This window comes from Spirillospora sp. CA-128828, assembly GCF_050945415.1.
In the GTDB taxonomy this organism is placed as follows: Bacteria; Actinomycetota; Actinomycetes; order Streptosporangiales; family Streptosporangiaceae; genus Spirillospora.
In genome coordinates, this window is the sequence record NZ_CP191986.1 from 1,136,318 (window position 1) to 1,162,144 (window position 25,827).

Sequence of the window (25,827 nt, forward strand, 5' to 3'; positions counted from 1 at the left end):
GGCGGCCTGTTCCACTCGACGTGCCGACCACCCGGCTGGAACTGACGTGCGGCCGGGGTCGTCTGATGATCACCTGATTTCCTCGTGATTCGGAGCCTTGGTGTACTACGCGGACGACGGTTCGATCGACTTCAAGGAGCTGGCGAGCGAACTCGCCAACATGCTCCACGGCTATCCGTACGGCGAGCCGCCGGACACGCTGGGCATGATCGCCTACAACCTGATGAGGGACCCCGGCGGCCGGGAGGGCCGCGCCATGATGGTCGCCGCGTACGCCAGCCGCTGGTACACCAAGTGGCAGATCACCGAGGTCGACGTCTTCGACCACCTGATCGACGCCGCCTCCCGGGCCGGGGAGGTCTACGGGGAGGCGGTCTGCCCGTCCCCCGGCGACCACAAGCACCCCGAGATCCTCTCCGAGGACCCCGAGGGGGCGGCCGAGGTCATGGCTCTGATCGGCGATCCCGAGAGGTGGAAGGACTACGACAGGTTCCTCACCGAGGAGGACGTGGACCTCGACGCCATGAGCTGCCCCGGATTCCTGGCGGGGCTGGCCGCCCAGACGGTGGCGGACCTCACGGAGGCCCGGAAGGAGCGGTTCGACCCCCCGACCGCCGATCCCGAGCTGGACGAGCGCTACCTGACCGGGGACGGCCGGACGAACCTCGACGCCGTTCTCTCCGACATCGAACGGCAGAAGTACAGCAGCATCGATCCCACCGCAGAGAAGGCCGCCGTTTGGGCCGCCCGCAGGTTGCTGGGGGACGCGCTCCCCGAAGAGCGCGCGCCGCTCGCCCTGGCCGTGGCGCACCTGGCCCAGCACTGCTTCTGGGGCTCGGCCGCTCCGTCCGTGGGCGCCCTCTACAACGAGGCCCTCAAGACGTTCGACCTCTCCGCCCTCGACCGGCCATGCCCGCATCCCAACCGTCATGACGTCCAGATCCGGGACACCCCGCGCCATGCACGCGCCCTGGTCTCCTCACCCGGGGATGCCGACGAGCAGGGCCGGTGCCCGCGCCGCATAGCCCAGTACGTTCAGGAGATGATCGACTACACCGAGCTGTACGCGTCCCGTCATCAGGAGTGAGGGCGGGCCCTGCCCAGGGCGGCGGTCACGGCGGCGGTGATCCGGTCGACGTCGCCGCGTTCGGCCGGCGGGAGCGGGGCGTCCACGCTGCGGCGGAACGCGTCCGCCGCGCCGAGGAGGCGTGCGGCGCGTTCCGCGTCGCCGCCGAGGACCGCCGCGCCCGCCAGCCCTTCCAGGGACAGGGCCACCGCTCGGGGCTCCCCGATCGATCGGGCGATCTCCAGTCCGCGGCGGTGATGCGCGAGAGCCCGCGAGGTGTCTCCGCGCAGTTCGGCGGTGAAGCCGAGTTCCGCCTCCAGTAGGTGTTCGCCTATCTCGGACGAGTCGTACTCGTCGCGGATGCGGTGCAGGAGGGTCTCCGCCGCGTCGAGGTCGCCGGAACGGCGGGCGCCGAGGGCGAGCCCCATCAGCGCGTGCATTTCGCCGTACATGTAGCCCTGCTCGACGGCCAGCCGCCCCGCTCTCTCGTGCAGGTCGCGCGCCCGGTCCCAGTCGCGGGCGAGCAGCGCCAGCCTGCCGAGGCCGGAGAGCCGGGCGGACACCTCCGTCCGGAGGTCCAGGTCCCGGGCGATGCGCAGGCCTTCGTTCTGGCGGCGTTCGGCCTCCGCGTAGTCCCCCTTGATCTCGGCGAGGACGGCCAGCGGCGACACGGTCTGCAACTCGCCCCAGCGGTCGCCGAGTTCACGGAAGAGGCGGGCGGCGTCCGGGCCGTCCCGTCCGATGGTCCGGAGGTCGCCGCGGACGAGCGCCAGCATCGCCCGCAGGCTGAGCGAGGCGGCGGTGCCCCAGCGGTCGCCGGCCTCGCCGAACAGGTCCAGCGCGCGGGCGTTGGTCTTCTCGCTCGCATCGGGATCACCGATGTGGAACAGGCCGTAGGCGTAAAGCCAGAGGGCCCGGCCAGGCATCTTCCGCTCCGCTGGGGGTCCGCTCCGGTCTCCTGTCAGTAGCGCGAACGCGTCGCGGAGCAGCCGGAGTTCGGCGTCCTGCCGCGGGGCCGCGTCGAGCACCGCCGACAGGGTGCGGCGCGCTTCGTGCAGGCGGCCGCGCAGCAGCCACCACCAGCACAGGGCCGTGGCGAGGCGCGGCGCATCGGGCCGTCCCATCGCCTCGTCCAGCGCCGCTCGCATGTTCGCCGCCTCGGTGTCGAGCCGGTCAAGCCATGCCCGCTGGTCCGCCCCGCGGAGTTGCGGCTCGGCGCGTTCGGCGAGGTCGAGGTAATGGCGCAGATGGCGGTCGCGGGTGCCGGTCAGGTCGTCCTTCTCCTCCAGGCGCTCCATCGCGTACGCCGCCACGGATTCCAGCAGGCGGTAACGCGGGCCTGACGTTCCGTCCGCCATCACGACAAGGGACCTGTCGACCAGCCGTGTGAGGAGGTCGACGACGTCGTCGCGGCGCACGCCGTCCCCCGAGCAGACGGCCTCGGCCGCGTCCAGGCCGCAGCCGTCCACGTGCACGGCGAGCCTGCGCAGCACGATGCGTTCGGACGGGGCGAGCAGCTCCCAGCTCCAGTCGATCATCGCCCGGAGGGTGCGCTGGCGGGCGGGCGCGCCGCGCGGTCCCGTGGTGAGGACCCCGAACCGGTCGGTGAGCCGCGCCGCCAGTTCCCGCACCCCGAGCGCCCGGACCCGGGTCGCCGCCAGCTCCAGCGCGAGCGGGATGCCGTCGAGGCGGCGGCAGATCTCCGCGACCGCCTCGCGGCCGTCGTCCAGCGAGAACCCGGGGGCGGACGCGGTGGCGCGGGCGGCGAAGAGCCGCACCGCGTCGGCCTCCTGGAGCGGCTCCACCAGGTAGACGGTCTCGCCCGTCAGGCCGAGCGGCTCGCGGCCGGTCGTCAGGATCCGGAGCCCGGCGGCGGAACGCAGCAGCAGATCCGCGAGTTCGGCGGCGGGGCCGGCGACCTGCTCGCAGTTGTCGAGGACGAGCAGGAGCCGCCGGTCGCGCAGCGCCGCCGCGAGCCGCTCCGCGGGACCTGCGGACGTACCCGGCGTTCCGGACGGGACGTCGTCGCGGAGCCCGAGCACGGCCGACACCTCCTGCGCCAGCTCGGCCGCGCCGCCGCGCTGACCGGCGAACTCGACGAGCCACACCCCGTCCGGGAAGCCGGTCCCGTCGAGCCGGCGGGCCGCCTCGACGGCGAGCCGCGTCTTGCCGACACCGCCCGGCCCGGTCAGCGTGACCAGGCGCGCCGTGCCGAGGAGCCGCTCGACGTCGTCCATGCATGGGTCGCGGCCGATCAGCTCGGTCAGCGGGACCGGGAGGTGCGACCGCGGTGCGGCGCCCGGTTCGGGGGCGAGCGGTTCGTCCTGCCGCAGGATCGCCTCGTGCAGCGCGGCGATCTCCGGGCCCGGATCGAGGCCCAGCTCGTCCGCCAGCAGTTTCCGCAGGTCGGCATAGGCCGCCAGGGCCTCGCTCTGGCGTCCCGCCCGGTACAGGGCCCGCATCTGGACGGTGCGCAGCCGTTCCCGCAGCGGGTGGCGCGCCACGAGGGCGGCGAGTTCGCCGGCGAGCAGGAGGTGCTCGCCGGCTTCGAGTCGCGCCTCGGCCTGCTCTTCCAGCACGGCCAGCCGCTCGTCGGCCAGCCGGTCCGCCGCCGCCCGCGCGAACTCCTCGTCCGCGAAGTCGGCGAACGGCGCGCCCCGCCACAGGCTCAGCGCCTCGGTGAGCAGGTCGGCGCGCGTACGCGGCTCGGCCACCGTGCGGGCTCGGTCCGCCAGTGCGCGGAACCGGTCGGCGTCCACCTCGTCTCCGGGCCCGTCGAGGCGGAGCCGGTACCCGGGCGCCTGCCGCACCACGCGGTCCCGGCCGAGGACGCGGCGCAGCTGGGAGACTTTGGCCTGCAGGGCGTTGGCGGGGTTGCCGGGCAGGTCGTCGCCCCACAGGTCATGGGCGAGCCGGTCGACGGAGACGGGCCGCCCTTCGTGCACCAGCAGATCAGCGAGCAGTGCCCGGACCTTCGCCTCCGGGATCCGTACGGGTCGCCCGTGGGGGGACGACCCCCCACACCCCCCGGATGAGTCAACCGGCCCGGCCCCCTCCACTCCGCGGGCGCTCCGCTCCGGGAACCGGGCCGGTTTCCCGGACGACTCCCCGGAAGCGCCGTCCCACACCATCAGCGGACCGAGCACGCCAAACCGCATGTCCGCACCGTACCCGGCGGTGCTTCGGCGGCCGTCAGCGGACCATCAGTGTTTCCGAAGCGTCCCCCGGCACAGTCGGCTCCATGCCTACCGCGGAACTGACCTCCACCGGCGAAGAGACGCCGTCCGCCCGCGGACTGCCCATGCCCGCGCTGCTGGCGCTGGCGACGGCGGTCTTCATCACGAGCCTGACCGAGACGCTGCCCGCCGGACTGCTGCCCGCGATGAGCGGCGACCTGCACGTCAGCGAGTCCGCGACCGGGCAGACCGTGACGGTCTACGCGCTCGGGACGGCGTTGACGGCCGTCCCGCTGACCGCCGCCACGGCGGCATGGCGCCGCCGTCGCCTCTTGCTGACGACCGTCGCCGGGTTCGCCATCGCCAACACGGTGACGGCATTGTCGACGCACTACCTGCTGACCATGACGGCGCGCTTCGCGGCCGGGGTCGCGGCCGGTCTCGCCTGGGCGCTGCTGGCCGGCTACGCCCGCCGTCTCGCACCGCCCCACCTGGAGGGACGGGCGATCGCCATCGCGATGGCCGGCATCCCCGTCGCCCTGTCCCTGGGCGTCCCGGCGGGCACGTTCCTCGGGACGGCGCTCGGCTGGCAGGCCGCCTTCCTGATCATGACCGGGCTGAGCCTCGTCCTGCTGGGCTGGATCACCGCGTCCGTCCCGGACTTCCCGGGACGCCGTGCGGGCGAGCGGGCGGCCCGTCAGCACGTTCTCCGCGTCCCCGGGGTGGCGCCGGTGCTGTTCGTGACGTTCGTCTTCGTCCTGGCCCACACGATCCTCTACACCTACATCGCGACGTTCCTCGACGCGCTCGGCATGGGCTCGTCCACCGACCTGGTCCTGCTGGTGTTCGGGGCGGCGTCCCTGGCCGGCATCTGGATCGTCGGCACGCACATCCACCGCCGCCTGCGTGCGCTGACCGTCGCCGGGACGCTGCTGGTCGCCGCCGCCGCAGCCGTCCTGGCGCTGTGGGCCGACGGCCCCGCCCTCGTCTACGCGGCCGTCGCGCTGTGGGGCCTCGGGTGGGGCGGCGCGCCCACCCTGCTGCAGACCGCTGCCGGTGACGCGGGCGGCGACGCCGCGGACGCGGCGCAGGCCATGCTCGTCACCCTCTGGAACGCGGCCATGGCCGGCGGCGGCATCGCCGGCGGCGCCCTCCTGCACCTGTTCGGCTCGGCCTCGTTCGCGTGGAGCACCCTCGCGCTCCTCGCGCCGGTCCTGGCGGTCGTCCTCGGCGCCCGGACCCACGGATTCCCCTCACACCGCTGTAAGGACACGACCATGGAGCTTCACGGTCTTCTCGAACCGGCCCGCCTCGGCGGACTCGTCCTGCCGAACCGCCTGGTGATGGCACCGATGACGCGGAACCGCGCGGACGCCGAGGGCGTCCCGGGCGAGCTGATGGCGACCTACTACGCGCAGCGCGGCACCGCCGGGCTGATCATCGCCGAGGCCGCCACCCCGAACGCCGTCGGCCAGACGTACCCGAACATTCCGGCGATCCATGCCCCGGCGCACGTGGCCGGATGGCGGCGCGTCACGGACGCCGTGCACGATGCGGGCGGCCGGATGTTCCTGCAGTTGCAGCACGGCGGCCGTGTCGGTCACCCCGACAACAGCGGCCTGCACCCGGTGGCGCCGTCGCCCGTCCCGCTCCCGGACACGATCCACACGCCCTTGGGGCCCCAGCCCGCCGTCGTCCCGCGCGAGTTGACCGCCGCCGCCATCCGCTCCACCACCGCGGACTTCGTGACCGCCGCCCGCAACGCCGTCGCCGCGGGCTTCGCAGGCGTGGAGGTGCACTCGGCCAACGGCTACCTGCTGCACCAGTTCCTGTCCCGCGACACCAACCGCCGCACCGACGAGTACGGCGGCTCGATCGCGGCTCGCATCCGCTTCACGGTCGAGGTGACCCGTGCCGTCGCCGAGGCCATCGGCCCTCGCCGCGTCGGCGTGCGGATCTCACCCGGCGTCACCGCGAACGGCATGCACGAGGACGACATCGACGACCTCTACCCGGCCCTCGTCCAGGCCCTGGCCGAGATCTCCCCGGCCTACCTGCACATCGTCTACGCCGACCCTGGCAGCGACCTCTTCCACGCCATCCGCCGGACATGGCCCGGAACCCTGATCGCCAACCCGAAACTGCCCGACGTCACCACCGGAGACGTCACCCGCGAGGCCGGCCGCCTCGTCGCGGCGGGCGCAGACCTCGTCGCCCTCGGCCGTCCCTTCCTGGCGAACCCCGACCTCATCGACCGCCTCCGCGTCGGCGCCCCGCTCAACCCCGTCCAGGACCAGCACCTGATGTACACGGGCGCCGCGACCGGCTACACCGACTACCCGACGCTGGAATTCGCCTCGCAGCGATGAATCCGGCCGACGCCCGCGGTCATCTCCTCTGAACCCTTTGAAGGAGATGACCGTGGACTATCCCCAGGGCGATGTACGCCTGCTCGAAACCGAGATCGCCCAGCGCCTGCTGCACTCGACGATCCCGGCCCGTCTCGCCTACACGGCGACCGACGGCACGCCGCGCGTGATGGCGACGTGGTTCACGTGGACGGGCGAGGAACTGGTGATGGCGACGTTCGTCCGCTGCCCGCCCCTGGGCATGCTGCGTCCGGCGCGCCGCCTCCGTGCGCTCCGCGAACGTCCGGACGTCGCCATCACGATCGACACCGAGCCGCAGCCTCCGGAGGTCCTGATGCTGCGCGGCCGAGTCTCGATCACGGAGGTGGACGGAATGGTCCCCGAACAGGCCCGGTCGGCCCGCCGATTTCTGGGCGAGGAGGGGGGCGCGGGTTACGTCGCCGGGGCGGATCACCCCGAAACCCGGATGGCCCGCATAGCCCTGCGTCCCACCTGGGTCGGCGTCCTGGACTTCAAGTCCCGCCTCCCCGGCATCATGACACCCTGACGGGCGGGCGCCGGGCCACTCCCAGGTCGGCTGGGAGTGGCTTCGGCCGGCCCGCCGGACGTTCAGCCCTGCTGTAGGGCGGAGAGGCCCTTGTCCAGGTCGTCGCGGGTCATCACCGGCTGGATCTCGATCTTCGCGCCCATCTCCTGGAAGAGCGGCTCGGCGATGGTCGGCAGCGTCCAGCTGTCCTGCATGTCGAAGACCATGGTGCAGGCCCGGCCGCCCTCGCTGGGGCCGAAGTAGGCCGCCTCGGGGTTGAGCCGCTCCATCATCGACTTCATGATCTCGGGAAGCCGTCCGCTTCTGATCAACTCGTTCGAGACCTGGGTGTCCATCTGCGCCCTCAGCATGACTCTCATCGCGCTCTTCCCCCCCGTGTGCCCCGGGCCGGGCGCGACCCCCGTCCGCGCTCCCTGCGACCCGGCACTGTCTCGATCAATCTCCCCTCTGCCCTGGGGCAAACCTCGGGTGACCAGCGGGAATGTGCGGCTGGCGGGTGACCGCCGGTAGCGTCACGCGCACTCGAACGGATGTGTGACGTTTCAGGTCGCCGCAGCGCTCTCTACATGCACGAGCCCGGGTCTTTTCCCGGGCTCGGTCATGAACGGGAGAACGATGCCGAAGCGCACATTGATCGGGGCCTCGGTCGCCGCCGTGGTGGTGGCCGGCGCGGTGACCTGGACGGTCTCCTCGAAGTCGACGGCGACCATGTCGTCCGCGGACCGGCCGGATCCCGGCCGGGTCCACGCACGCGAACTCCGGGATCTTCCCGGTGCCGACGCCGGCCGGAGGGCCGAGGGGCTGCCCGCCGCGACGACCGAGCCGTTCAGCCTCGTCGGGGTCACCTGGGACAAGCCTCGCGAGGACCTCCGCGGGACGGTCCGGCTCCGCACGCGGGACGCCCGGACCGGGCACTGGTCGGGGTGGCGCGCCCTGGAGCCGGAACTCGCCGACGCCCCCGACCGGGGCGGGCGCGGCGGCACGAACGGGTTGTGGGTCGGGCCGTCCAACGGCATCGACGTGCGCGTGACCGGGCAGGGTCGCGCCCTCCCCGAGGGCCTCCGCGTCGACCTGGTCGACCCGGGCACCGGCGCGGTGACGCCCACGCCGCGGGCGGCCGGTCCCGCCACGGGCCCGGAGATGCGGCTGATGGCGGCGACCACACCGCTCGCCGCGCTCCTCGCCGAGCCGGTCACGGCGCCGAAGCCGGCCATCGTGTCGCGCGCCGGATGGGGTGCGGACGAGTCGATCGTCCGGAACCCGCCGACCTACGACAGCGCCTGGTCGACAAGTGCGGCACCGTTTTCGAGGGACGGGCCGGGGGCGTCGACCGTCCCGTCCACGGCGCCCACACCTACGGGTTCAACACCGACACCACCGGGATCGCCGTCCTCGGCACCTACACCGCCGCGGACGACCCTGACGTCCCCGGTGTGGCGCCCACCCGCGAGGCCCTCGACGGCGTCGCGAAGATCGCCGCGTGGAAGCTGGGGCTCACCGGCGTCGACCCGACGGCGAAGACGACCCTGACCTCGGCCGCCCCGGACGGGACGGGCGGCAAGTACCCCTACGGGCAGCAGGTCGAGTTCGACACGATCTCCGGCCACCGCGACGGGTTCGCGACCGCGTGCCCCGGCGAGCAGCTTTACAGCGCGCTCCCCGCCATCCGGACGGCCGCCAAGCAGATCACCGTCCCGGCTCTGACCGCCACCGTGACCGGCGCGGCGGCGGCGGGCGGCCGCTACTACACCAAGAGCACCGCGAGCGTGAACTGGACGCCGGAGGAGGGCGCGACCTACCACGTCAGCGTGGACGGTGCGACGGCCGCCACGGGGGCGGCGTCCGCCACGGTGACCCTCACTCCGGGCACGCACTCGGTCCAGTTGCACGCCGCCTTCGCCGACGGCACCACATCGGCGTCCCCGGTCTTCACCGTCATCGCGGACACGATCCGCCCGGTCATCTCCTCCCAGGCACTCTCCCTGCGCAGGTCGACCCGTCAACAGCGGCGCGTGGCCCGTCTGGCTCACCTGGAAAGCGACCGACAACACCCTTCTCAGCTCGCTGAAGGCCACCACGCCGTCCGCCAAGACGTTCGCGACGACCACCACGCAGTGGGCCGCGGTCGCCAAGCCGTCCACGACCCAGTCGTGGACGCTGAGCGCCGCGGACGCCGCGGGCAACGCCACCACCGCCGCCATCAGCCGCTACACCGGCGGCCTCAGTGAGACCTCGGCCTACCGCACCGGCACGTGGAAGCTCACGACCACCCAGTACTACCTGGGCGGACGCGGCCTCTACAGCAGTTCCCGGGGCGCGAGCGCGAGCTGGACGTTCGCCGGCCGCACCGCGGGGCTGATCTTCAAGCGCGCCTCCAACCTCGGCGCGGTGCAGGTCTACGTGGACGGAGCCAAGATCGGCACGTTGGACACCCGGGCGTCCACCACCGCCTACCGCCAGCTGCTGTGGACGCGCACCTGGAGCACCAGCGGCAAGCACACCATCAAGATCGTCGTAGCGGGCACCTCGGGCCGTCCCACCGTCGGCATCGACGGCCTCGTCTACCTCCGCTGACGCGTCACCAGATGCGGAGGGCCACCGGTGCGCGGCGCCGGTGGCCCTCCGGGACGTTCAGCCGTCGTAGGGGACGTGCGGGGTCCAGCCCTCGTCGGCCCGGCTGACGGCGTGCCACATGGCGTCGGCGATCGGGACCGGTGAGAACGGCCCCTCCTTGTCGAGCACACCGTTGATCTGCACCGCCACCGCGCGGATCCCGTCCGGGGCGAGGGTGGCGTCGAGGCTGGTGACGAGGTTCCGCACGGCGGCCTTCTGGACGCCCAGCGACGCGGCCCCATGCCAGGGCGTGTCCGCCGCCGCGGACCCGGTGACGAGGACGCGGGCCCCGTTCCGCATGAACGGCCGCGCGGCCTGGACGGCGGGAAGCAGAGCACCGGCCCCGAGCGCGACGTCTTCGAGGAGTTCGGGGACGCTCAGGTGCAGCGGGTCCCTCTCCCGCCACGCGCTGGGGTGGAAATGCAGGACGTCGATCCGGCCGTGCCGTTCACCGACCCCGCGAACCACCTCGGTGACGTCGTCGGGATCGGTCAGGTCCACCCCAACGCCGTCCGCCTCGTGGCCCTCGTCCCGGAGGGTCGTCGCGAGGGCCTCGGCAGGCTCGGCCAGACGCGCGGCGAGCACCGAGAGATATCCCTCGCGAGCGAAGCGCCGAGCGACCCCGAGCCCCAGACCGGGCCCGGCCCCAAGAACGACATACACGGGTGCAGACATATCTCTCCTCAGGCTCCCGAGAACCAACACCCAGAAGTCTGCCGCGCCGTCGGACTCGACGCGCGCGCCAGGCCGGTCACGCCCGCGCCCCGGCGGATCTCTAGAGCGAGCTAGTGCCGCATCAGGCAACGTTCGCCCTGTCCTCGTGGTCATGCTGTTGTTTGCCCGCAGGTTCGAGTCGTCGTCGAGGGCGCGGCATCCGTCGACACCGTGTCGGTGATCTCGTGGCGGTGATCGGACGTCAGGGGTGCCAACCAAGTTCGACTGACCGGCGGCACTGATCGGGGTCGTCGCCTGCGCTGGTGAACAGGGCGGTCAGCAGCGGCACGCCATGGGCGAGCGCTTGGTGCGGCAGGGGTCCCGTGCCGACCAGTGAGGCCAGTCCGTGACCGATGGTCCAGCTCTGCGTGGCCAGTTCCAGCGGGTCGATGTCGTCGCGAAAGCGCCCGGCGGCCCGCGCCCGGTCGACGGCCCGAACAAGACAGTGCAGCGTCTGGTCGGCGGCCGCGATGTCCTCCAGTTCCACACTGGCGTCGAACATGACCCGGTAGAGATCGGGGCTGGCCAGCGCATTGGACAGGTAGGCGGCGCCCAGGGCGGCCAGGTCCCGCACGGGGTCCGCGGATGGCGCAACCGCGGCGAGCCTGGCCGCCAGGCGCGTGAATCCCTCTTGCCGCATCGCCTTCCACAGTCCGTCCATGCCGCCGAAGTAGGTGTAGACGGCCATCGTTGAGACGCTGGTTCCCGCCACCAGCGAGCGCAGCGTGACCGGCTGCCGGGTGGCGAGCATGTGCGCGGCCCGGTCGAGCAGCAGGGAACGGACCGCCGGGTCCTTCACCCTCACCATGGCACCACAATACATAGCTTTGCTATGTATTGAGCCATGTCGATTACGTGCCTTTGATGCGAGGAGTGGACATGACCGTGACGCTGGTCAACCCCGACGGACTGCCCAAGCCCGACGTCTACCGTCAGATGTCGATCGCCACCGGGTCGAAGCTGGTGTTCCTGGCGGGTCAGGTGGCCCGCGATGCTGAGGGACGGAGGGTCGGGGAGGGGGATTTGGCCGCTCAGGTCGAACAGGCGTACCTCAACATCGGCACCGCCGTGGCCGAGGTCGGCGGATGCTTCGATGACGTGGCGAAGCTGACCATTTACGTCGTCGATTGGACTCCCGACAAGATGCCGCTGCTGGGAGAGGGCGTCGCCCGGGCGGCCGCGAAGTTGGGGGTCGACCCGGTCAAGCCGATCACGCTGCTGGGCGTGGCGGCGCTGGGGGAGCCCGACCTGCTGGTCGAGGTCGAAGCGACCGCGGTCCTCGACTGACGCCAGGCGCCTTCGACACGCCCGTCGGCTTCCTGTGCCGGCGGGCGTGATCGCCCGAGACTGCGGGCATGGATGTGGCCAGGATCGCCGAGGTGGCCTTCACCAGCCAAGACCGGGCGCGGGATGTGATCCACAACTTCAACGCCGACGGGTTCGCCTCGCTGTACCCCAAGTACAAGGGCGGCCGCCCGCCGACGTTCACGCTGCCGCAGCGGCGGGAGATCAAGAAGATCGCCAAGTCCAAGCCGGCCGAGCATGGGCTGCCGTTCTCCACATGGAGCCTGACCAAGCTGGCCGACTTCCTGGTCGCCGAGGGGGTGGTCGAACGACATCTCCCACGAGGGCCTGCGCGCCGAGAACGTCTCGTTTCAACGGATAAAGACCTTCAAGACCTCCCGCGATCCCGACTACGAGGCCAAGAAGGCCCGCATCGAGCACCTGTACGCCACCGCCGACGGGGAGGTCGTCCCGGACGAGGGCGAGCCCGAGGTGATCTTCTGCATGGACGAGTTCGGGCCGCTGAATATCCAGCCTCACCCCGGTCGGCAGTGGACCGACCGCAGCGGCAAGCACAACACCAGCCCCGACAGGAGGCCACGGCCCCGGCGCCGGGCGACCTACCGCCGAACCAACGGCGTCCGGCACCTGTTCGCCGCCCTGGACCTGGGCACCGACAAGATGTATTGGCACATCAAGAAGCGCAAGAAGCGGTCCCAGTTCCTGGAGTTCTGCCGCTACCTGTGCTCGCTCTACCCGGCCGATGTGCGGATCGCGATCGTGTGTGACAACTTCAGCCCGCACCTGACCACCCAGACCGACAAACGGGTCGGCCAGTGGGCCGAGGCCAACAACGTCGAGATCGCCTACACGCCGACCAACTCATCCTGGCTCAACAGGATCGAGGCCCAGTTCGCTGCGCTGCGCGCTACTTCACCCTGGACGGCACCGACCACGCCAACCATTGCGAACAGGGCAGCATGATCCGCCGCTACATCGCCTGGCGAAACCGCCACGCCGACGACACCCGGCTACGCCAAATCATCGCCAGGGCTAACGTCGCCTGATCCGAGCCGGTCAGGGCACCAGCGGTCCAGCCAAGACGCGCAGCCCCGCCGCGCGATCCCCGATCCAGGCCACCGAATCCGTATCCTGCGGTTTCCGGCCCCAGAGCATCAGCAGCAGGTCCTCGGCCCTGCCCGAGATCTCGGCTATCGGCTCGCCGGGCCCGTAGACCCAGGACCCGCCGGAATCGGTGGCGGTAATCCGGACGGCTTGCTCGGGCTCGGCGGCGACCCCCCTGGCAATCATTCGCGGCGCCATGGTGTCGAAGACCTCGGCGACACCGTCGGCGGCGAGCGCCACGTCCATCGGTGTCGCCGAGCCGAGCGCGTTCTCGGCGTCCCAGCGGTGCATCAGCGTCTCCTGGCTGCGGCGCCGACGCCAGAACCCGACCGAGTGCGGCGGGAAGAACGACCACGCATCGGTCGAGACATCGACCGACAGCGCCCGCACGAGCGTGTCCGCCGTTTCGGCGTACCAGGCCTTAAGCGCCACGTGGTCGCCGGGCGCGGCCCCCTCGTCATAGCCGTTGCCGTGCCCCTCTTCCACGGCCGTGACGACCCACAAGTTACCTGCTCCCATATGGGCAGCCAGATCGAACAGCGTCCAGTCACCGCAATGCTCGACAGGAGCGGACAAGTCGCTGTCCAGCGCGGCACCGAACGCGTCGAGTTCGCGCCGGAGAGCGGCCAGGTAATCCACAGCGCCAAGATACAGCGCACCGCCGACGGGACTAACCACACCAACGGGGCGAACGTTGCCTGATGCGGCACTAGGCAGCCGATACCGCAGCTCGACATTCGCCAGAAGCCGGCGGAGCACACGCCGGGCTGATCTACATGTGGCCGGGTGTCGGGCCGGTACGTGCCAGGTCCCATCGGTCCGGGGCGCGGCCGGACCCGGACGGCGCGTGACGGTCTGGGGCGGCCAAGGGCAGCGCGGAGTCGGCGGTAAGGGGGCCAGAGTCCGTGGTGATGCGAGCAGGGCACTGCTACGGCCCGGTTGATCGCTCCAGGGCGCTCAACATTAGTCGATCCAATATCGGCCCTGGATCCTTTATGTCCACGGCCCACAGGATATGGAAAAGAGCTGGCCCCCGTACGCGAGTACAAGGGGCCAGCGTATTGGTCAGACCGCGATCAGATCGCGATCGACTTGTTCATCAGGAATTCGGCTCCGACGGGGGCCGCGGGCCGGGGATCGGAATCGGCGTGGTCATTAGCCATTCACCTCGTTTTCGTCGAGTTGAGCTTCGCCAGCCTCGTGCTGGCGAAGAAGGCATTACCCGATGTTGGGGTCACGGTAGTAACGGCGGTAAATCCACTGAGTTACTCTGACCTGCGGTGATCGCATCTTTATGCAGGTCAGAAGTTTCTTTTCCACCGTCATGGGTCAGCGTCGGACGCGAGAATTCCTCACATCAGATGCAAACTGGAGAAGGGTGAAGTGAAGGTATTTCGGATCTGCGAATCCGAGAGCGGGATTTATCAGGCAAAAGCCATATTTTGCCGTTATTGCCTGGCATCCTTCATGCTGCGGGGACCTCCCCGTCATTGGGGTCGACTACCGGCCCAGGCGGACGGGAAGATGCGGTGCTTCAGGACGTCGTCCAACTGCTCGGTGGCGTGCTTGATGTCACCGCATGGCGCGAGCCAGTCGTGGCGCCAGTATCTGGCTTGGTGGTAGCCCCAGCCGCCGCCAAGGACGGCCTGGACGGCGATGGTGAGCAGGCCCGGGTGGCGGACTGAGGTGCTGCGCCCCCGCCCAGTCCGCAGGCGCGGCGAATGACGCTCCGCCCTTACGTTCAGCGGACGCATCGGGCCCACGCGATCTTGCCTTCCTCATTGAGCGGCCGGACGCCCCAGTCGTGGACGAGCTCCGCCATCAGCAGCAGCCCACGCCCGTTCAAGGCGTCGTGGTCCTCACCCCGGACGACGGGCAGAGCCGCTCCCTCGTCCCAGACCTCGATGACGCTCAGATCGTCGCGCTCGTCCGCCAGCACCCGGACGACGATGTGCCCGAACCCGACGTGCTTGTAGGCGTTGGTAACCAACTCGGTAACCACGAGCCGACCGACGAAGTCGTCGGGATGCCCCAGCTCCCGGAACCGCTCGGTCAGATAACGACGCGCCAGCGAGGGCGCTTGGTCGGACGGCTCCAGCACCAAGGCCGGCGCCTCGGGCGCAAGCAGTACTGCTGACATGGGCGACCCCTTCCAGCCCCGGACGGCGAGTGACCTCGAACGGACCCTTCATCGAAAACCGGAAGATCCCGCCGTAATCACCCTCTGTTATCGAACGAACACCATGAAGCCACAAGATGGCGTAAGGTTCCTGGGCAGCTGGCATGCAGTACCAAAACACTCACATTCACTGCCGTGAGTGGTGCCCCTGGAAGGCGTCATGTCGATGCAGAGGATCAAGCCCGAGTTTCAGGGCTTCGGTGCGGAGGTTCGGCGTCTTCGCAAGGCCGCTGACCTCAACCAGCAACGGCTCGCCGACCTGGTGAACGTCACCCGCAGCTACGTCACGCAGATCGAGGCCGGCCGGACACGTTGCCGCCGGGACCTGGCTCTGCGACTCGACCGAGCACTCAAGTCCGGCACGACTCTCGTCGAAGCCTGGGACGAGCTACTAGAATCGATCAAGTCCGACAAGTACCCCGAGTTCTTCGCCAACTTCCCCAAGGCCGAGCAGTCGGCGACCATGCTCCGTTCCTATGAGGACAGGGTGGTCTATGGGCTCTTCCAGAATGAAGCCTATGCTCGCGTTCTCTTGAATGACGACGATGCGGTCAAGAACAGAATTAGGCGACAAGAGATTCTGAGTCGTAATCCTGCGCCGACCATCACCGCAGTCATGGATGAGACGATTCTCCACCGAGAGGTTGGCGATAGGCAGTGATGAAGGCGCAGCTAGAACGCCTCCTTGAACTCTCCGAAATGGAAAAGATCAACCTTCAGGTGGCACCGATTCGCTACATCAGAAACGTCTGGGCGACGTTCACGATCGCCACGCTGCCGGATCAACGTGAGGTGGTCTACACGGCCAAAGCTTACGGCGGTGAGACTTCGACCAGCCCACCACATGTGGCGTTTGCCAACGAGGTCATGTCCACGTTGCAGGCAGAAGCCCTGAATGTGAGAGATACGCGAACGCTGATAAGAAAGGTAATCGAAGAAAGATGGATCTGAGTAGCTTGGACTGGCGGAAGTCGTCACGCAGTAATGAGTCTGGAGATAACTGCGTCGAACTCGCTGCAGTTGTGACGGTCGTGGCTCTTCGGGACAGCAAGGACCCCGACGGACCCAAGATCATCTTGGCTCGGAGCGACTTCCGGCACTTCGTTAAGATCATTAGGAACCTCTAGCGCTCATATTTGAGCTGAATATCAGACGGCCCGGGCCTCTAGGGCGGAAGCGTTTCGCTTCGCGAGCTTCCTGATCCTTCCGCTGGGATCCTCCTTGGCCATGGCCCGGAGCAGCTCGGCGAAACGTGGCCAGCCCGCGTGCATGATCGCCTCGATCCCGGCGGTGCGCACCTCCCCCGATGGATGCCGAACGGCGGCGAAGAAGGCCCGTACCCATGGCTCAGCGATCTCCGCTGGGGCGCCGAGCCCGGCCCGGATCAGGGCGTTGGCGTGCTCATCCGGGTCCGACGCGGCGGACATCGCGCCGATCAGTTCCTCGTCGGTCCACACCTCAAGCCCGGCCAGCTCCAGACTCGCCAGCGGCAGACTCAACAGGTGGGCGGCGACCTCCCGGCCGAGCATGCTCAGCACGGCCACGTATGCGAGCCGGCGCTCAGGAACCTGGAACAAGGTGACGAACACCCCTGGGGCGAGCTCCCATGACGACCGCCGCGGCGCGCCCTTCGAGGGCTCGGCGGGCAGTTTCTCCAGCGGACGGCCAGCCGGCCTCGGCCGCCTTCACGGCGAACCGCTCCGCGCAGTCGTACTCCTTAAGGATCAGTCGGCGGGACCGGTACAACGTCACACTCTCCTCGTTCCGCAAGCTCGGCATGGAAACAGCCCGTGATCGCGCCATATTCAAGGTTACAGTGGCAACTGGCATTCTCAGCCCCCCTCTCGGAACCTTCTCGTTTCCTCTATCAATGATCATCGCGATTCGTGGCCGATTGAGGCCCCCTGATGCCGGGCCTGGGGCCCTAGGGCTCTACCGCTCAATTCCACAGTTCCATAGCGTGTGCATTCTGATCGACCGGAACGGCCGTTGAGCCCGCCGAAAAAACCGGCCTGAATCGCATCGACATTGGAAAGTGGGGCTGACCGTGGACGATATGCATTTCCTCGTGTTCACCACCGGCGAGATGTGGTTCTGGATCATCTGGGCCGCCGTGACCGTCATCGGTGCCGCCGCGCTCGGATACCTGACGGGGGAGAGGACCGGGCGGCGGGCCGAGCGTCGCCGGCAGGCCACCCGTGACGCCGAGGACTGGCCGCGACGGCCGACCGATGACGCCGTCGCCGACACTGGAGACGGCCGAGACCGTCCAGTGCCAGATGAGGTCAGCGCCGAGACGCGCGGACGTTCGACCACGCGAGAAGGGGCGGCTCCTCAAGGGGGATGGCCGAAAGACGGCAGAAAGACACCGCGGAGTGCAGCGGTGCAGACGTCCGGGTGACGGCGTACAGGGCGCGATACGGATAATCGCGCGGGTGTGGCTGCCGCCTGGGGGACGGGCGTCTTGATCTCAAGCGTGGTCGAGGTTGCAGGCTTGGGGTCCACGTCGGCGAACGGATAAGGGGCGGTATGCGGGTAGTCCGGGTAATGCGATTCGGGGGGCCGGAGGTGCTGGTGGCCGGTGAGGCGCCGGATCCGGTGGCCGGGGCGGGTCAGGTCGTGGTTGACGTGGCGGTCGCGGGTGTGACGTTCGTCGAGACGCAGATCCGGCGTGGCGTCGACAAATGGCATGCCAGGCCGTCGTTGCCCTACGTGCCGGGCGGTCTGGTGGCCGGTCGTGTGAGATCGATTGGGCCGCAGGTCGATCCGGCCTGGCCTGGGCGCCGGGTCATCGCCGGCACCGGGGAGACCGGCGGTTTTGCCGAGCGTGCTGTAGCTGAGGTCCAGGAACTGTTTCCGGTGCCGGACGGACTGGGCCTGCCTGAGGCCATCGCCCTGCACAGCGATGGCAGTACCGCGCAGGGACTGACCGAGAAAGCCGGCATCGGCCCCGGTGATTGGGCGCTGGTCGAGGCGGCGGCCGGTGGGGTCGGCAGCCTGCTGGTTCAGCTCGCCCGTTCGGCGGGTGCTCGGGTGATCGGGGCTGCCCGCGGAGCGCGCAAGCTCGACCTGATCCGGGAACTGGGCGCCGAAGCTGCGGTCGACTACTCCGAGCCGGCCTGGACCAAGCGGGTGCTCGAAGTGACCAGCGGCGCGGGACCGGACGTCGTCTTCGATGGCGTCGGCGGACAGATCGGGCGGGCCGCGTTCGGGGTGACAGCACGCGGTGGCCGGTTCTCGGTGCACGGTGCCTCCAGCGGCGAGGTGACGCTCATCGACTCCGCGGAGGCTCGGCTCAAGGGCGTGGACGTGATCGGCATTGAGCAGCTCTTCGATTTCGGGCCGAACGTGGTGCCGTGGGCGGAGCGGATGATGTCCCAGGCCGCCGCCGGACTCGTCCGGCCTGTCATCGGGCAGACCTTCCCACTGGAACGCGCTGCCGACGCGCACGCTGCGATCGAGAACCGCACCGCCGTCGGGAAGACCCTGCTGCTCATCTAACGGCCCGTGCCTCAGCTCTGCGCTCGGAGGAGTAGTGGCCGCGCGAAACGGTGGAGCGCGGCACGGGGGGTCCCGTGCCGCGCTCCAGGTGTGCGGCGTCTACCTGAGGAAAAGCTCCAGCAGGAGGGCGCCTGTCGCCCCAGTGGGGCACTTGAGGCCCAGATTGATCTGTGTGGCCTGGGCGAGGCCGATGGCGAACTGGACGTCCGCCTCCACCAGCTGCCGAATGCCTTTCCGGCTGTGGAGCGGCAGGTCGAGCTGGTAGAACGTCCGCCACTGGTCGACGACGTCCTGGATCGGGGCGTCATCGTCATCACCTGCGGCGATTGCTTGCAGCCTCCCCCAGATGAGGGAGACGAGGTCGTGAATTTCCTGCTCGCGGGCCGGGCTCATGGCCTGCGAGTCGGCGACCTTGTTGAGGAGCATGACGAGCACCGCCGGATGGTTGACGTCCTCCGGCTGGACGACGGCGGCTGCCGCCTTGTCCTGCGGGGCGTCTTCCACCCAGTCGGGGCACTTGGCTCCCAACAGGGACTTTGTCTGCTCCGCGAGGCTGATGGCGAGACGGATGTTGTCCTCGATCAGCCTTTGGAAGCTGGGCCGCCCCTTACGCGGCCTGTCGTGATGGAGGAGGCTGCGCCATTGATCCGTGATTCCCCAGATCGGGTCATCCCTGTCGCAGACGCAAGCGATGTTGTCCAGCCTCCGTCGGGTGGCCCCGATGAGGCGCCGTACCTGGTCCTCCTCCTCAAAGCCCATCCACCCGTCATGGGAGATCTCCCGGAGGAGGCGGATGAGCTCCGTCAGACGATCGACGTCCGCCGGCTCGACAACGCCGGCTGCCGCCATCGCCTGCTGGTGCGACTCGTCCTCCCGGCGACGCTTGTCTTCGAGCAGAATCTTCATGTCACCAGGGGTAAAGGTCTTGGCCATGATTTGTCTCCCATCCCATTGGGTAGGTGAAGAGCTGAGCTGCATCTACCTGCGGACAGTCCTGGAAATGGACCCCGAGTCAACACCTCGCGGCCCTTGATCAAGCTCTCTTCGGCTCAGGCACGGCGCTCGTCCGGTGTGCCACTCGAAGCGGCCAGAAGCCGCCGTGACCAATCAGCCGGGGCCAGCACAGGCGGCAAGTCCCAGATGCCCTGCTGCGCGCCCGCGCAGCAGTCGTGCAAGGCCACCGGGCGCAGGAGCAAGCGATGCCGGGCGTCCGAATGATTTGGGCATGTGCGACCTGGGCTCGGGGCTACGTTCCGGGTGCAGCCCTCCACCCCGATCGGGGTGGATCTGTCCACGACCCTCGACGCCTGTGGTGGCCGAATACGAAGATCAAATAGGCAAGGCGCCCTTGAAGTGCGCGTTGGGCGATCCGGGGTGCGTCGTGGCCAGCCAACCGTGCCCGTGTGTCTCGCTCTCGGGCATGTAGCCGACATCGACGGACAGGTGACGGGCCGCGACGTTCGCGCCGGTCACACCTTGTGGGCTGATCAGTGAGGGGTTCGATCCACATTCTGTCTTCGAGGTAGTCGACCTCGAGGGAAGCGGATCCCCCACCCACTCCGGATCTCCCCAAGAGGCGTGGCGGCGCACCATGTGGCCATTCCGAGCGACACACCAGACGTGGGCGTCGTGGTAGGTATCGATGCGGTAGAAGTGGGCCTCGCCGCACTGCCCACTGGCCTTCTCGGTGAGGTACTCGCCACCGAACGCGTCCAAGAACGCGTTGCCGTAAAGGAGACGCCAGGCACCGAATTGAGGTGTGATGAAGACGCGATATACCGTCTCCTTGTCGCCGTTCGGTGTTTTGATCTGCATCGAGTCGTGGGCGCTGCCGGCCTCTGTGGCGGCCAGTCCCATGACCGTGGTGGCCGCCCGTAGATCATGCAGCCCGAGCGTCGCCACGAGCCCGTCGAACCGGTCCGCCGGGATGGCCAGCCACCGGCTTTCCGGCGGCAGCATCACCGGGCGTTCGGACTGCAGTCTCACCCGTACGAGCCGTTCGACCGCTCGACGGTCGGCAAGGTCGAGTCCTTGCTCGCCGCTCAAATCGGCGATGAGTCGCAGAGCCACTCGCCGCAGACGCCCCGGGCCCGTGGCTTCGGATCTCCCTCAGCCGCGGCACCGCCTCATCGCCCAAACGCCTGAGGACGGACTCCGCCCGGAGTGCACAACGCCTCGGTTGACCGCTGCTGAGGGTGGGCAGCAGGTGGTCGACGACCTCGGCGCCGAGTGCCACCAGGCCGTCCTCTGCAGCGGCCTGGCGACCGCGGTCCCTATCCCCGAGGGCGTGCACAAGGGACTCGACGGTGTCCGGCATCGGCCCAGCCTAGCCAGTGCTCGAAGAACAGACGCCCCGCCTGAGCGGGCGGTATTCCGGCTGCCTCCGGCGATCGGCTCGCATGCCGCCGGAGTACCCCGGCAGGACGTGAGCTCGACTTGCGGTGAAGGAGTTGCCGGGGGGCGGCAGTCGGTGACGGTCCAGTGATGTACCGAACAACCCAAATCCCCCAAGGGAGAAAACAATGTCCGCAATTCCGGACCCCCGGCAGCCGCTTTTGCGGCTGGGCGGGAATGCCCACCACGTCGCTGGTCTCCTCGACGTGGCGGTGCCGCTCTTCGAGGCCCCCCGTCTGACCGACAAGATCAAGCCCGTCGTCGAGTGCCTGTTCACCTGGGCCGGCCAGGGCGTCTTCGACCTGCGGGTCTATCGGGTCGACCGAGGCGCCGGCTGCTGGGCCACTCAGATCGAGTTCGGCTGGGCCGGCATGCTGAGTGAAGCCGAGCAGGCCCAACTCGACAGGTTCTACCGCGAGGCCGTGGAGTCGCCGGACGAGTACATGGTCAACTGGGCCGAGTACGACGTCTCCGGGAGGATCACGCCCGTGGGGGAGGCGGACGAGGGATACCCGGTCGTGGCTCCCGACGTGGAGGCCGGCAGGGTCGTCGCGATCATCTTCGATGACCTGGCCTGACGGCTGGTCATCCGCCCATCCGGTCCGCCTCGCCTGACGAGGTAGGCCAACAATAAGCGGAGGTGCGAGCGGGTCGACGACCCGTCCGCGCCTCCGTTTCTTGGTTCGTGCCGCCTTCAGAAGCGCTTGTAAGTGGTGCCGGAATCGTTTCTGCGCAACAGACCCTCGTCCACGAGGGCACGGCGCAGGCTCACCCAGTCGTCGAACCATTCGCCGCAGATCGCGTTGACCTTGGCCTCGGAATAACTTACGCCAGGCTCGAAAGAGTCCTTCACGACACCCAGAACACGGCTGCGTACTTCCGCCCTACCTGGAATGGACGTGAGCCGACCACGGCGGAAGTAGGAGCCCGCCCCGTCGCCGCTGCCCCGGCCGGAGACCCTGACCTCGGCCTGGACCGCCAGCCGGAACGTGTCGTCGAGCAGCGTGTACGTGCGTTTTTCGCCGTCGAAGGCCGCGATCCGGCCGTCCGTCAACTTCTGCAGCGCCGCGGCGGCGGCCGGTGGGCGAAGCTTGGCCAGTTCGGCGACCTCGGCCACGGACGTCGCGCCGAGGGCGAGGGCCGCGTACGCGGCACGCCGGTCGGTCTGCGCGAGGAGACCGACCAAGTCGCGGCAGGACGGTGGATGGTCCTCGGCGGGGGCCGTGTTCATGGTGTCCATTCTGGTCGTCGTTCCGGGGCGCGCGGGTCGATCGGCGTGAGGACTCCGAGCCGGTCCTCGATCGCCTGGGCCGCGCTCAGACACAGGTCCTCCCGGAACGCGCGCCCGACGATCTGCACTCCGGAAGGGAGCCCGTCGACCACACCGGTCGGTATTGCCACAGCGGGCACGCCGACGAAGCTGGTCACGGTGCACAAGCGCATTCCGGACCCGACCCGGTCCCGGCCTGCCCTGTCGCGCGACTCCAGCCCCGGCTCGACCGGTGGCTCGGTGAACGACGGGCCGAGCAACAGCGGGTATGCGTCGAGGAACTCGGCCCACGAGCGGCGAATGGTCATCCAGGTACCCATCAGTTTCATGAACTCGTCCGCGCTCGCGGGCGGGGTCCGTTCCATCGCCATCTCGATGTAGCGGTCCCCGCCTTTCCCGAGCAGTCCGCGTACCACAGGCCAGGTCGGGGCGAACTCGGTCACGGTGATCCGGCCGTACGCCTCGAGAGCCTCGTCCATCCGCGGTACGTCCCGTACCCCGCGCACGTCGTATCCGGCGTCGCGGAGTGCGTCGGCCGCGGTCTCGATGGCTCCGCGAACCGCGGGGTGGACTCCGTGCCCGCCGGGGTCAGCCACGACCGCGACCTTCACCGGCCCGGGAAGCGCTTCGCCGTACGTGGGCACCGGTACGGCCCGTGGGTCTCGCGGATCGGTCCCGGCCAGCACCTCGTAAGCCAGCCGTAGGTCGCCCACGCTCCGCGCCAGCGGGCCGTCGGTGACCAGTATCTGGGACGCCGGGCCTGGGTCGTCCGGACCGAGAACGCGGTGGTCCGCCGGAAACCGGCCCGTGGACGGCTTCAGTCCGGCCACGCCGCAGAACTGGGCCGGCACGCGCACCGATCCTCCGGAGTCGTTGCCGAGTCCGAGCGCAGCCATGCCCGTGGCCACGGCCACCGCATCGCCCCCGCTGGAGCCGCCCGGGGTCCGGCTGCCGTCCCACGGATTGACCGTGTCGCCGAACAGCTCGCTGCGCGTGTGCATTCCCGCCAGGATCAGGGTGGGGATGTTGCTGTGCCCGATGGGGATGGCCCCGGCCGCGCGCAGCCGCGCCACCGGTGGCGCGTCGGCCGACGCCACCAGGTCGCGGAAGCGCCCCGTGCCGAACGTGGTCGGCACGCCTTCGATCGCGGTGCTCTCCTTCACGGTGAACGGCACGCCCGCGAGCGGCCCCAGCGCTTCGCCGGCGGCCCGCCGACGGTCCATTCGTGTCGCGGCCTCGCGTGCGCGCTCCGCCAGGAGCTGGGTGACCGCGTTCACCTGGGGGTTGACCTCGGCGATGCGATCGAGGTGACTGTCGACCAGTTCGACAGCCGAGACGTGTGCGCCGCGCACGGCCTCCGCCTGGGCCGCGGCCGACATCTTCCACAGGGCGTCCCGCATGGCCTTTCCTTCCTCCCCTACGTACCAATGCGCCTGCATCGGAACGGCAACCGTAGCCTGGAACCGATACAAGCGCATCGCATAGGGTGCACTGCGAAGCAGAGCGCCGTGGAGCAGGGAGGCGAGTGGGCATGCCCAGGCAGGTGGATCACGTGAGCCGGCGCCGCCTCATCGCCGACGCCGTCTGCCACCTCGCCGACGAACGCGGCCTTGAGGGCGTGACTCTTCGCGACGTCGCCGCCCGCGCGCAGGTGTCCATGGGCGCCGTTCAGCGGTGCTTCCGTACCAAGGAAGAGATGCTCGTATTCGCTCTCGGGCAAATCGGCGAGCGGATCAGCGATCGCGTACAGGCCCGCCTCGTCAGAAGCCCGGCCCAGTCGGCCGGCACCGCCCTGGGCCACGCGGCGAGCGAAATCTCACTACTCAAGGAAGAGCACCACGCCGAGGCCAGGGTCTGGCTCGCCTTCGTCGCGCAGGCGGCTGTCAGCAAGACGCTCGCCAGGACGCTGAAGGTGAACTACGCAGCCCTGCACGAGATGTTCACCCGCCTCATCTCGGAAGTCGCCGAGGGCACCGACCGCGCCGTTCCGCTCGATCCACAACACGAGGCCCGCACCCTCCTCGCCTTTGCGGACGGCCTCACCACGCACGTCCTCGTCGGCCATCTCACCCCGCAAGAGGCACACGACGCCCTTCACACACACCTGGCCGGCCTCTTGGAGCAACCGGTCCGGCCCCCTCGCTTCAAGGAAGACCGGACCAGGTGAGGCGAAGAAGCGCTGGGGCCGGGCTTGCGGGGTGATGAACACCGGGCAGCAGCGGACGTGGCGGATCAGCGGAGTGAGGCGTCGAGTTGGCGTATCAGTTCTCCGACTCGGCCGCCGCCGGGTGGGGCGGTCGGGTAGCGCCTCAGGACGTCCACCACGACGGGACGCGCGAGGATCCGCGACTGCGCGATGTGGTCGGCCCCGACGGTGGGGTCGTCTCCGACGGAGAGTTCGAACGCTCGTGCGGCATGCGCGGCCGATCCGAGGATGTGCTTGACCTGGGTGGCCTTCGCCAGGGGATGGAGGAACGCCGCACTGGCCGCCGCCAAGGCCGCACGGGCGGCGTCGCTCGCCGCGGCCAGTCCCGCATCGCGGGTCTCCTGGGCCGCCCGGTGCGCCGCCCACGCGCTGTCGCGCAGCGCCTTGGTGCGCTCGGCTCCGTCCACGAAAGCCTGCGCGGCGTCGATCGCCGCTCGCGGACGATGATCGTCAGGACGTTCGCGTTCGAAGATCACCAGGGCGGGCCGCGCGCACGCCACCGCGTAGCCGGTGACCTCGCGGAGTTCGGACCGGCTGAGTTCGATCGTCGCGGAATCATCCGCCATGGCGTCGTCCTTTTGTGCGGGGGGCGAATTCACTTCAACTTTATCGTTGAACCCCCCGTGTAAGCTTTGACGCTGATTCCGCAGTTCGCGATTACGTACCTTAAATTGCGGTTGCGGCCGTTGATCTGGCGCATGCGTCAGTTGCGCGTCAGCCCGTCCATGAGGAGGTCTGCCAGTCGCTGCGGCAGGTCATCGGCGATGGGTTCGCGGGTGAGCAGAACCTGAAGGTGCAGCGGCGCCACGAGGGTTTCCAGGACCAGACGGGAGTCGGTGGCGGCGGGGATCTCGCCCCGGGCGATGCCGCGTTCGATGATGACGCTCGCGTGGTCGAGCCGCGAGGCGATGTAGGTGGCGCGGGCGGCGGCCAGTTCGGGGTCGTCGACGGTCAGCGCGGCGGTCCGGATGAACGCCGTGCCGATCGGTGTCGACAGGAACGCGGCCAAAGCCCGGGCGAGCCCGACGAGATCGCCGCGCACCGACCCGGTGTCGGGGATCGGCAGCACCTGGCGGCTGTGGGTCAGCAAGGCGTCGACGATCAGGTTCTGCCGCGTCCGCCACCGGCGGTACACCGAGGTTTCGTGCACGCCGGCCCGTTCGGCGACGTCGCCGATGCTCACCTCATCGGGGCCGTGTTCGAGCAGCGCCTCAACGGTCGCCTCCAGGACGGCTTGACGCATCCGCTCGCCGCGCCGCTGACGCGCCGGCTCCTGCGGAGACCGGGATGGGTGGGATTCGGTCACCGCTTCACGCTATCGCAAGAAAACTTGCGTTGCCTGGATCCGGAGCTGTACCGTCGTATCGCAAGTTTTCTTGCGAT

At 69.4% G+C, this 25,827-nt stretch carries 26 protein-coding genes and 2 pseudogenes; 13 read left to right on the forward strand and 15 right to left on the reverse strand.

The features are described 5' to 3' along the window. The first annotated feature begins 100 nt into the window (after positions 1–100). Positions 101–1,087 carry a hypothetical protein gene (locus tag ACQPXG_RS05870; RefSeq protein ID WP_433466580.1) on the forward strand — a complete coding sequence of 329 codons (987 nt, stop codon included), beginning with the start codon at positions 101–103 and terminating at the stop codon, positions 1,085–1,087. On the opposite strand, the gene ACQPXG_RS05875 is transcribed toward ACQPXG_RS05870, so the two are convergent. After that, positions 1,078–4,011, reverse strand: a complete 2,934-nt coding sequence (locus ACQPXG_RS05875; RefSeq protein WP_433466581.1) for a BTAD domain-containing putative transcriptional regulator — start codon at positions 4,009–4,011, stop codon at positions 1,078–1,080. The genes ACQPXG_RS05870 and ACQPXG_RS05875 overlap by 10 nt on opposite strands. 296 nt (positions 4,012–4,307) lie before the next feature. Here ACQPXG_RS05875 and ACQPXG_RS05880 point away from each other — a divergent pair, with 296 nt between their 5' ends. Beyond that, positions 4,308–6,611, forward strand: a complete 2,304-nt coding sequence (locus ACQPXG_RS05880; protein WP_433466582.1) for an MFS transporter — start codon at positions 4,308–4,310, stop codon at positions 6,609–6,611. Between the two features lie 52 nt (positions 6,612–6,663). Further along, positions 6,664–7,158, forward strand: a complete 495-nt coding sequence (locus ACQPXG_RS05885; protein ID WP_433466583.1) for a pyridoxamine 5'-phosphate oxidase family protein — start codon at positions 6,664–6,666, stop codon at positions 7,156–7,158. A 62-nt stretch (positions 7,159–7,220) separates the two neighbouring features. On the opposite strand, the gene ACQPXG_RS05890 is transcribed toward ACQPXG_RS05885, so the two are convergent. Together ACQPXG_RS05890 and ACQPXG_RS05895 are read right to left on the reverse strand one after the other, a co-directional pair. Continuing rightward, the gene (locus ACQPXG_RS05890) at positions 7,221–7,517 is read right to left on the reverse strand and encodes a hypothetical protein (RefSeq protein ID WP_433466584.1); all 297 of its coding nucleotides are present in this window, start codon (positions 7,515–7,517) and stop codon (positions 7,221–7,223) included. A gap of 183 nt (positions 7,518–7,700) precedes the next feature. Further along, positions 7,701–8,003, reverse strand: a complete 303-nt coding sequence (locus tag ACQPXG_RS05895; RefSeq protein WP_433466585.1) for a hypothetical protein — start codon at positions 8,001–8,003, stop codon at positions 7,701–7,703. A gap of 384 nt (positions 8,004–8,387) precedes the next feature. Between ACQPXG_RS05895 and ACQPXG_RS05900 the strand changes: the two genes are divergently transcribed. Together ACQPXG_RS05900 and ACQPXG_RS05905 are read left to right on the forward strand one after the other, a co-directional pair. Further along, positions 8,388–9,386 (forward strand): N-acetylmuramoyl-L-alanine amidase, encoded by a 999-nt coding sequence (locus ACQPXG_RS05900; protein WP_433466586.1) that lies wholly within the window; start codon positions 8,388–8,390, stop codon positions 9,384–9,386. Positions 9,387–9,546: 160 nt separating this feature from the next. Continuing rightward, a complete protein-coding gene (locus tag ACQPXG_RS05905) occupies positions 9,547–9,732 on the forward strand; it encodes a hypothetical protein (RefSeq protein WP_433466587.1) in 186 nt (61 codons plus the stop codon). Positions 9,733–9,789: 57 nt separating this feature from the next. On the opposite strand, the gene ACQPXG_RS05910 is transcribed toward ACQPXG_RS05905, so the two are convergent. Then, positions 9,790–10,446, reverse strand: a complete 657-nt coding sequence (locus tag ACQPXG_RS05910; RefSeq protein WP_433466588.1) for an SDR family oxidoreductase — start codon at positions 10,444–10,446, stop codon at positions 9,790–9,792. 241 nt (positions 10,447–10,687) lie between these two features. Continuing rightward, the gene (locus tag ACQPXG_RS05915; RefSeq protein WP_433466589.1) at positions 10,688–11,293 is read right to left on the reverse strand and encodes a TetR/AcrR family transcriptional regulator; all 606 of its coding nucleotides are present in this window, start codon (positions 11,291–11,293) and stop codon (positions 10,688–10,690) included. Positions 11,294–11,364: 71 nt separating this feature from the next. Between ACQPXG_RS05915 and ACQPXG_RS05920 the strand changes: the two genes are divergently transcribed. The 3 genes and pseudogenes from ACQPXG_RS05920 to ACQPXG_RS05930 all read left to right on the forward strand — a co-directional run bounded on the left by ACQPXG_RS05920 (position 11,365) and on the right by ACQPXG_RS05930 (position 12,753). Continuing rightward, positions 11,365–11,772, forward strand: coding sequence for a RidA family protein (locus tag ACQPXG_RS05920; protein ID WP_433466590.1), 408 nt, complete (start codon positions 11,365–11,367; stop codon positions 11,770–11,772). A 68-nt stretch (positions 11,773–11,840) separates the two neighbouring features. Beyond that, positions 11,841–12,077: pseudogene (locus ACQPXG_RS05925) on the forward strand (helix-turn-helix domain-containing protein); the annotation flags it as partial. A gap of 196 nt (positions 12,078–12,273) precedes the next feature. Continuing rightward, the gene (locus ACQPXG_RS05930; protein WP_433466591.1) at positions 12,274–12,753 is read left to right on the forward strand and encodes a transposase; all 480 of its coding nucleotides are present in this window, start codon (positions 12,274–12,276) and stop codon (positions 12,751–12,753) included. Positions 12,754–12,846: 93 nt separating this feature from the next. Here ACQPXG_RS05930 and ACQPXG_RS05935 read toward each other — a convergent pair whose 3' ends face one another. The 3 genes from ACQPXG_RS05935 to ACQPXG_RS05945 form a co-directional block, all read right to left on the reverse strand. Then, positions 12,847–13,533 (reverse strand): maleylpyruvate isomerase family mycothiol-dependent enzyme, encoded by a 687-nt coding sequence (locus tag ACQPXG_RS05935; RefSeq protein WP_433466592.1) that lies wholly within the window; start codon positions 13,531–13,533, stop codon positions 12,847–12,849. A gap of 848 nt (positions 13,534–14,381) precedes the next feature. After that, a complete protein-coding gene (locus ACQPXG_RS05940; RefSeq protein ID WP_433466593.1) occupies positions 14,382–14,648 on the reverse strand; it encodes a hypothetical protein in 267 nt (88 codons plus the stop codon). Continuing rightward, positions 14,636–15,034 carry an ATP-binding protein gene (locus tag ACQPXG_RS05945; RefSeq protein WP_433466594.1) on the reverse strand — a complete coding sequence of 133 codons (399 nt, stop codon included), beginning with the start codon at positions 15,032–15,034 and terminating at the stop codon, positions 14,636–14,638. Before ACQPXG_RS05945 ends, ACQPXG_RS05940 begins: the two co-directional genes overlap by 13 nt. Positions 15,035–15,239: 205 nt before the next feature. Here ACQPXG_RS05945 and ACQPXG_RS05950 point away from each other — a divergent pair. Both ACQPXG_RS05950 and ACQPXG_RS05955 read left to right on the forward strand, forming a co-directional pair. Further along, positions 15,240–16,024 (forward strand): annotated as a pseudogene (locus ACQPXG_RS05950) (helix-turn-helix domain-containing protein). Beyond that, positions 16,015–16,200: a DUF397 domain-containing protein gene (locus ACQPXG_RS05955; RefSeq protein ID WP_433466595.1), complete on the forward strand. Its 186-nt coding sequence runs from the start codon at positions 16,015–16,017 to the stop codon at positions 16,198–16,200. Before ACQPXG_RS05950 ends, ACQPXG_RS05955 begins: the two are co-directional and overlap by 10 nt. A 21-nt stretch (positions 16,201–16,221) precedes the next feature. Here the strand turns inward: ACQPXG_RS05955 and ACQPXG_RS05960 are convergent, their stop codons facing one another. Continuing rightward, entirely contained in the window at positions 16,222–16,662 is a 441-nt protein-coding gene (locus ACQPXG_RS05960; RefSeq protein WP_433466596.1) for a hypothetical protein, read from the reverse strand. A 985-nt stretch (positions 16,663–17,647) separates the two neighbouring features. Between ACQPXG_RS05960 and ACQPXG_RS05965 the strand changes: the two genes are divergently transcribed. Next, on the forward strand, positions 17,648–18,574 hold the full coding sequence (locus ACQPXG_RS05965; RefSeq protein ID WP_433466597.1) for a zinc-binding dehydrogenase: 927 nt from the start codon (positions 17,648–17,650) through the stop codon (positions 18,572–18,574). Positions 18,575–18,673: 99 nt separating this feature from the next. Here the strand turns inward: ACQPXG_RS05965 and ACQPXG_RS05970 are convergent, their stop codons facing one another. Both ACQPXG_RS05970 and ACQPXG_RS05975 read right to left on the reverse strand, forming a co-directional pair. Next, a complete protein-coding gene (locus ACQPXG_RS05970; RefSeq protein ID WP_433466598.1) occupies positions 18,674–19,507 on the reverse strand; it encodes a hypothetical protein in 834 nt (277 codons plus the stop codon). Positions 19,508–19,903: 396 nt separating this feature from the next. Continuing rightward, the gene (locus ACQPXG_RS05975; RefSeq protein ID WP_433466599.1) at positions 19,904–20,644 is read right to left on the reverse strand and encodes a hypothetical protein; all 741 of its coding nucleotides are present in this window, start codon (positions 20,642–20,644) and stop codon (positions 19,904–19,906) included. A 452-nt stretch (positions 20,645–21,096) separates the two neighbouring features. Between ACQPXG_RS05975 and ACQPXG_RS05980 the strand changes: the two genes are divergently transcribed. Beyond that, the gene (locus tag ACQPXG_RS05980) at positions 21,097–21,546 is read left to right on the forward strand and encodes a hypothetical protein (protein WP_433466600.1); all 450 of its coding nucleotides are present in this window, start codon (positions 21,097–21,099) and stop codon (positions 21,544–21,546) included. Between the two features lie 116 nt (positions 21,547–21,662). Here the strand turns inward: ACQPXG_RS05980 and ACQPXG_RS05985 are convergent, their stop codons facing one another. Further along, a complete protein-coding gene (locus ACQPXG_RS05985) occupies positions 21,663–22,199 on the reverse strand; it encodes a DUF2087 domain-containing protein (RefSeq protein ID WP_433466601.1) in 537 nt (178 codons plus the stop codon). Beyond that, positions 22,196–23,638 carry an amidase gene (locus ACQPXG_RS05990; protein WP_433466602.1) on the reverse strand — a complete coding sequence of 481 codons (1,443 nt, stop codon included), beginning with the start codon at positions 23,636–23,638 and terminating at the stop codon, positions 22,196–22,198. The genes ACQPXG_RS05985 and ACQPXG_RS05990 overlap by 4 nt, the downstream gene beginning before the upstream one ends. 131 nt (positions 23,639–23,769) lie before the next feature. On the opposite strand from ACQPXG_RS05990, the gene ACQPXG_RS05995 reads away from it, so the two are divergent. Continuing rightward, positions 23,770–24,405, forward strand: a complete 636-nt coding sequence (locus ACQPXG_RS05995; RefSeq protein WP_433466603.1) for a TetR/AcrR family transcriptional regulator — start codon at positions 23,770–23,772, stop codon at positions 24,403–24,405. 65 nt (positions 24,406–24,470) lie between these two features. Here ACQPXG_RS05995 and ACQPXG_RS06000 read toward each other — a convergent pair whose 3' ends face one another. Next, positions 24,471–25,010, reverse strand: a complete 540-nt coding sequence (locus tag ACQPXG_RS06000; protein WP_433466604.1) for a putative immunity protein — start codon at positions 25,008–25,010, stop codon at positions 24,471–24,473. 137 nt (positions 25,011–25,147) lie between these two features. Then, positions 25,148–25,750 (reverse strand): TetR/AcrR family transcriptional regulator, encoded by a 603-nt coding sequence (locus ACQPXG_RS06005; protein WP_433466605.1) that lies wholly within the window; start codon positions 25,748–25,750, stop codon positions 25,148–25,150. Positions 25,751–25,827: the final 77 nt, after the last annotated feature.